We start from the raw sequence: 6,902 nt of genomic DNA on the forward strand, positions 1-6,902 counted from the left end.
TTGCTCTGGGCGCCGTTTCCCCTTACTTTGCCATGTTGATTTTGATTCTCTCATTGAATTGTGGTCTCAGCCTGAAGCGTGAGCGTCGCTTATCGACCGTCGCTCATCGGTTTTCTTTTTGATCTTTTTGGTATTTTGTTCTGTCTCAGGCACTTTTCCGATTCTGCTTCCCTGTTTGCTTGTGGCCGGTTTGGGGTGGCTTCATTCGGCGCCCATGATGTATGTTTGAATATGCGGTATCGGTGTCAGTAGACACACACCTCGGGCTTCGTCGAAGCAACAACAAGTCGCTTAAGCGGGACCGGGAGTTACGGTGCCATTTTGAACGGATGACATTGATTGAAAACTCGGGGCTTTTTGAACATTCGGCAGTACCTGTTCCCGGCCCCTTACCTTGCCGTTAGGGCAAATCGATTGTGCAAATTAGACAGCGGCACGTTGAATTTTTTTAAACATAGAACTCATTGCTGATACATTATATATTTATGAATTATGGAAATACCGGCCGAAAATATAATAAAAAAATGTTTTATGTCTGTTTTTGATGATGTCAATTTAACCTCTGAAGCATTTTTTTCAAGAAAAAAAGCTACTAACTATAAGTAAAAACAAATACGCTGACTATATATTGCGTTTAGTTGGAACTATACCTCTTTATCGATCTAAAAGAAGTTTGAATGTTGAAGATATATATATCCCTATCAAAGTGTCCAACAAAATTCAGAGAGATAGCTATAAATCTACTGATGAAATAAAAAAGTCAATTATTCATCAAGTCTCTGGTAAACTTGGTAGGAGGCATCATGATGAACAAATATATTCACCACTTGAAGCCATTGAAAAGTCTAACGGTGGCTTTCTATTATACGGAGACGCTGGGGTTGGTAAAAGCACACTTTTTAAATGGATAACCCTTGAAGTTGCGCGTGGAAAAAAAATTGGACAAAATAATGTATTGCCGTTCTTTTTTGCTGCATCTGAACTGGAGTATAATGGGAAAACCGTACTCAAGGCATCAGAGGATTTATTATCCGAGTTAAAAATTGGCGAACCAGAGAAAGTTATTGATCGGTTGCTTGAGCATGGAAGATGTATGATTCTGATTGATGGATTAGATGAGGCGAAAAACAATTTTTATAAAAAAACAATTCAAGAGCTAAATAGAATCAGTGCGAAATATCCTAAATCTTATTTATGTTTATCAACAAGACCATTTTACTGTGATGTCGCTATGCCTGGTTTCGAGGCATTCGAGATTCTACCATTTAATTCCTCTAATAGAAATCAATTCATAAAAAACTGGTACAAGAATATAGATAAAAATAAAGGATTGAACCTTATTTCAATTTTAGAAAATAAAATTGAGTTATTAGATCTTGGTTTTAATCCATTATTGTTGAGTTTAATATGTGCATTATTTAATGCAAATCTTAATATTCCTAGCGACATTGTAGAATTATACAATCGTTCGATTGAAGTATTCTTAGGTAAATGGGATGATTTTAGGGTTATAGAAAGAGAAAGTGCATTAAAGGATTTGTCTAGCACAAAACGAAAGGTATTTGTTTCATGGTTAGCAGCAATAATGCATTATAGAGGAAGAATTGTTTTTACAAAAGATGATATCGAACAATCAGATTTAGTAAATCGCCTTTCAAAAGTTTTAAGGTATAAACTTCCAGACGCGGAATACATTCTTTCTTCATTATATCGTGATTTTGGTATTCTTTGCGAAAAGGCCCCAGGTTATTATACTTTTTCTCATTTCACAATTCATGAGTATCTAGTAGCTAACTATTTGATTGATAATCACGAAGTGATAGATTGGGTCAAAAAATATTTTAACAACGAAGAATGGATCGATATTCATATATTTTTAGCCAAAAAACTCCATAATGCTGATCAATATTTGAAATACATTTTTAAAAGGGCTCGGTTTGATAATTTTAATGATGTTTTGCTTTTACGTGTAATTTGGGATGCGAAGCCAATTTGCTCAGAAAAAGTTCAAAAAGAAATAATTTGTTACTTAGTTGCATATGTCGCGAGAGCAGCGAAAATATCTATATCTAGAGCGAAAGTAGAGTACGATGAATGTGCCATGGGTGAGGATGAAACACCAATACTTTATATATATTTTAATAGAAAATTGAAAAAATATTATCATAAAATACATCAAAACCTTATTGATTTATTGAAAAATAGAGGGATTCCATTATCAAAAATACATATGTTAAATAGCATAGCCAGCAAATATTATGACAATGCAGGGAGCCTAGTAGAAGATTTAAAAAGGATCTTAGGGGCCGATTTTTTTGTACGAAACAAGACTGATATATTGAATCTATGTAATATGCCGGTTTCTAAACGTAATATTTTTTCATCAACCAACTTAATACGGTTTTGTTTGCTTGATTTAATACACATTCTTCAGAGTTCTGATATTCCCTTTGACAATTTTGAGACAGGTAAAAATATCCTATTTAAGGAGATAGAGCCCTACTGGAGTTCTGCTATAAAACGTATAGAATTTGGGGAAGAATTGCCTAATACAATTAAAGATAATGTTTGCAAAAAACGCGAAATACAAGAAATGCGAAAGGTAAAAAACGAATATCATTCAAAATTATATGATGATTATTTGGATAACTCAGAATATGAAGACACAGAATAAGTCGGTGCCTAACCCTCTGCTGGTAAGGGCGCGCAAAACGGCCGCGCGCTTCAAAGCAACACGTTCGGAGAGTAATCCAGGGTATAATAACCAAAATCTATCATGGACGCGGTGTAGCGTTGTAGAAAATTGAGCAAATGAAGTCTAAATATGGAGTAGACTGACAATGACGGTTATGGTTAGGGATGATTCAAATTAGATTACAAATGTCAAAGTGTTTTCCGAAGAGATCATGAGGTGATGGAAGTGGTTCTGTTTAAGGATATTCAAGTTCTCGATAATGGAGCGCGATTCCACAGTGTCGACCTACATATTCATTCCTACGGCGCCTCGCAGGATGTTATGGACCCAACCATGACCCCAGAGGCAATTGTTGACTCAGCAGTGAGGCAAGGCCTTATTGTCATTGCGATTACTGACCACAATTCAAACGTAAATGTGCAACGGGCAATCGACTACGCCCTGGAAAATTATGCTGGACAGATTCTCGTGCTACCTGGTGTTGAAGTCACTACAGCCCACGGCCACGTTCTCGCATACTTCGCACCCGATCGCACCGCTGACCTTGCAAAATTCTTGGCGCGCATTGATCTAATCGGAGATATGGGTGCCGACAACACACGAACCGCCAAGTCAATGACCGACACGATTGCCGAGGTTGAAAAGCTAGGTGGAATCTGTATCGCTGCTCATATTGACAGAGAAAAGACAGGTTTTGATGCATTTTCTCCCGGCTTCCAGAACTGGAAAAAAGACATCATCACCAGCCCCGGCCTTTATGGATTGGAATGCGATGCGGTGGATGCCCTGCTTTGGTATTCTGAACAGGATGAGGTCGGATCAGCAGGAGTTGAACGTAAGAAAATATTCACTGCTCGTAAAATGGTGCAGGGTCTTTCAGCGCGCTACCACCTCGCCCACGTTCAGGGTTCTGATGCGCATTCAATGGCTCGGTTTGAGTACCAAGATTCGAGCAAGCCATGGACGAGAATCAAGCTCGCAGAACTCAGTTTCAACGCCCTGCGTGTTGCACTGGTCGATCCAACAGCCCGAGTACGCGCCTGCGCTTCGGTTCCTCGTGCTATACCGCGTGTTCACGGTTTGGCTATCACTGGAGGTTTCCTCCACCAAGAAATGATTCACTTTAGTGATAACCTAAATTGCCTTATCGGTGGCCGTGGTACTGGAAAATCTACAGCAATCCGTGCAATTGCATACGCCTTCGGTATGAATGATGAATTCGGGGATTTCGATAACTGCCCCGATTCTGTGACTGTTTTCTGTGAGGACGCAAATGGCATTCTATACCGCTATGTTCGTACACGCGGTGGAGATATTGAGGTAAAAGCCAAAGAGGATGCATCAATCACCGATGTGCCGATTGACGCATTCCGCATTGAATATTTCGGGCAAGGTGAGCTTGCCAAAGTCGCTGAAGACCCACTCAAACACCCAGAACTATTTCAGGAGTTTTTGGACCGTCACACGAACCTGCGCGACCTCATTGAAACCGAGGAATCGCTTGTTACGAGCCTACGTGAAAATGCTGGCCGCTTGAATCCACTCGAAAGTGCTTTCGGCCAACTGACCACCAAAAAGAAGTCACTGGAGGAAATTGAGAAGAAGCTAAAAGTAGCGGAGGAAGGGAATCTGCGCGAGGTTGTTGGGACGCAAAGTAAGCTCGCCTCGGAGAAAGCGGTTCGGGAATCCATTAAAGCAATTGCGACCGAATACATAAACGGATGGAGCCTAACGAACATCCAACGTAGTTCGATCAAATTGTGGCGACTGCTGGTACTTGCACGGAGGATGAGGCTTCCAAAAAAACTTTGGCGGCAATCCAAGCAACGCTCCTTAAGAATAACGCGGCGTTAAAACAGAAAGAGTTAGAATTAAACGCTATACTAAAGTCATGCGCTACTGAGCTTACGAAGCTGGCCGAAGAATTGAAAGTTAGCCATCAGCGAATGAGTGGCGAGGTAGCAACGAAACTTGCAGACTTAAAAGCTCGTGGCTTTGCCACGGATATCCCCGGTTTGGAATTGTTGCTTCGGCAGAAAACGGCAATTGCTAAGGAAATTGCAGGGGTCGAGCAGCGCACCGGCGAGAGAAAGCAATGTCGCGAACAACGGTTAAAGCTGCGTGCGGAGTTGAAGACAGTCCGTGAAAAAATGACCGAGCGGCGGAAAGCTCAACTAAAGGGAATCAACGCCAATCTCGCCGAGACAATCAAGGATTACACCATATTCGTGAGGTACGATGACGCGGGGATCACTTCGGAGTTTGAGTCATTCATACAGGAAAAAATGCATGGTACCTACTTTCAGGACAACTTGATCGAAAACGTTTGCTGTAGCATCACTCCGTCAGAACTTGCTGATTTTGTTCTGGAGCAGAACCACCAGAAGATTTCTTCTTCGGCTAAGATATCGATCGAATGGGCCGAAAAACTCGTCGCCAAGCTTTGTTATTGGAATATTCTGTTTGAGCTTCAGGCGCTTTCGAAGCAACCAAAACCGATCATAACGGTTCGCACCAAGTCAACGCCGCCTAAGGAAATTCCAGTGCTTCAACTCTCAGATGGGCAGCGTCATACGATCCTATTGACCATTGCTATGCTGGCTGAATCGAATGTGCCGCTAGTAATCGATCAACCCGAGGACGACCTTGACAATGCATTCATCTTCTCAAGCATTGTCACTACTTTGCGGGCAATAAAAGAAAGGCGCCAGGTAATCCTCGTCACTCATAATGCGAACATCGCCGTTCTTGGTGATTCCGAACTAATCCTTCCCATGTGCCGTGAAAATGATTATGGAAAGACCAAAGATCGAGGCTCTATCGATACAGGTGCGACCAAGGGGTGCGTGATGGAAATATTAGAAGGTGGACCTGATGCCTTCCTTCGACGGAAAGAAATGTACAGTCACTAGAGAATTATGAAACGCGACTTCCGAAAAAGAAGCGAGGTCTCAACATCTGACAAAAATACAAATATAACGGCTTCACCGAACCAAAAAATGCACAGGACGCCAAACAACCAGCGCCTGTGATTTTCATGTTATGTTTTTAAAGAAATTATGAACAAAATTCAGGTGACAAAGAGCGGAACGCTGATAGTCAACGGCATTGAATATAATGAACATCCTTTTCCAGCCTCATTAATCAAAGCAACGGAAATGAAATGGGCTTTGAAACTCCGCGATGAAGGATGCATTCGTTTGAGTTCTGTAAAGTTTTATCAAGGGCTTGAAAATCCAGAGCTTGGTGACAGAAATGAAGCCAAAGGCATGTTGAAAGTGGATGGTCATCCAATGGAAGTTGGTTCTGGAAACGAGGTATTTATTTGGTGTAGCGCTATTCCAGAGGCATCACCAAAAGTTCTTAAGCGTTTAGATGCTTCATATGACGCAATAGCTCGTATTCATGATGTTGAAAAATTTGTAAAAAGAATTGTTTTAACTGCGAAATTGGCTGGCTACAAACTATATCCTCATTTAGGAAAAGTTAATTATAACAGAGGAGAAACAGTTTCAAAAGATGTACTTAATAATCAGCGATGGCATTATAATGTATTTCAGAAGAGCTCTGATTACGCGCACCAAATGGAATATAGGCTATCGTTTACAAATGTTACTTTCCAACGAATTGATAAAAATCATTTAGATATTTTCCTTGGTAAGTGTAATGATATCATAACGATAGAAACATAACCAGGCGCCTTCAGCCGACGCAAAAAACCTCGCGGCTGAGGCGCATCGTTCGGTAACTAAAATGAGCAATAAAACCGATATAATTCAAAAAGGAGCTGACATAATGGCTCCGGTATTCAAAAAATACGGTTTCGTTTTTAGTATTGAAGGGGAGGGGCAGTCTTCTGGTGGTGAGTTCGCCTTTGGGTCTTGGTGTAAAGGTAATAGAAGGCTTGAATTCCATTATCGATATACGCTCGGTCTTGTTAATTATTTCCTTGGCGAAGAAAGAATCGGGCACCAATGGTACTTATGGGCTGTAACCGGCAAAAAACATTCTGGTTCTTATCCCGGAAATTCAGAAGATCCTGTAGACTCCTTTAGTAGACTCAAAAATGATATTGAGAAATATTGCGACATTTTTTTACAAGGAAGTGATAACGAATTATTGACCGTTATAAAAAAAGGACGTGAGTTGTACAAATGGTGGGAATCACTTCCCCCACTGAAAAGGCTTGAGGTAAAATAGGTTACCG

At 40.8% G+C, this 6,902-nt stretch carries 5 protein-coding genes; all 5 read left to right on the forward strand.

From position 1 onward, the window contains the following. Positions 1–673: 673 nt before the first annotated feature. The 5 genes from JCM12296_RS31395 (at position 674) to JCM12296_RS31415 (ending at position 6,895) form a co-directional block, all read left to right on the forward strand. Complete coding sequence (locus JCM12296_RS31395) at positions 674–2,674, forward strand: NACHT domain-containing protein (RefSeq protein WP_054701366.1); 2,001 nt, start codon at positions 674–676, stop codon at positions 2,672–2,674. Between the two features lie 240 nt (positions 2,675–2,914). Further along, on the forward strand, positions 2,915–4,549 hold the full coding sequence (locus tag JCM12296_RS31400; protein WP_054701368.1) for an AAA family ATPase: 1,635 nt from the start codon (positions 2,915–2,917) through the stop codon (positions 4,547–4,549). Continuing rightward, positions 4,504–5,607: an AAA family ATPase gene (locus JCM12296_RS31405; RefSeq protein WP_054701370.1), complete on the forward strand. Its 1,104-nt coding sequence runs from the start codon at positions 4,504–4,506 to the stop codon at positions 5,605–5,607. Before JCM12296_RS31400 ends, JCM12296_RS31405 begins: the two co-directional genes overlap by 46 nt. 147 nt (positions 5,608–5,754) lie before the next feature. Further along, the gene (locus tag JCM12296_RS31410; protein WP_054701379.1) at positions 5,755–6,387 is read left to right on the forward strand and encodes a hypothetical protein; all 633 of its coding nucleotides are present in this window, start codon (positions 5,755–5,757) and stop codon (positions 6,385–6,387) included. Positions 6,388–6,448: 61 nt separating this feature from the next. Next, entirely contained in the window at positions 6,449–6,895 is a 447-nt protein-coding gene (locus JCM12296_RS31415) for a hypothetical protein (RefSeq protein WP_157068068.1), read from the forward strand. Positions 6,896–6,902 lie beyond the last annotated feature (7 nt).

This window comes from Desulfosarcina cetonica JCM 12296 (assembly GCF_001311845.1).
Classification (GTDB): Bacteria; Desulfobacterota; Desulfobacteria; order Desulfobacterales; family Desulfosarcinaceae; genus Desulfosarcina; species Desulfosarcina cetonica.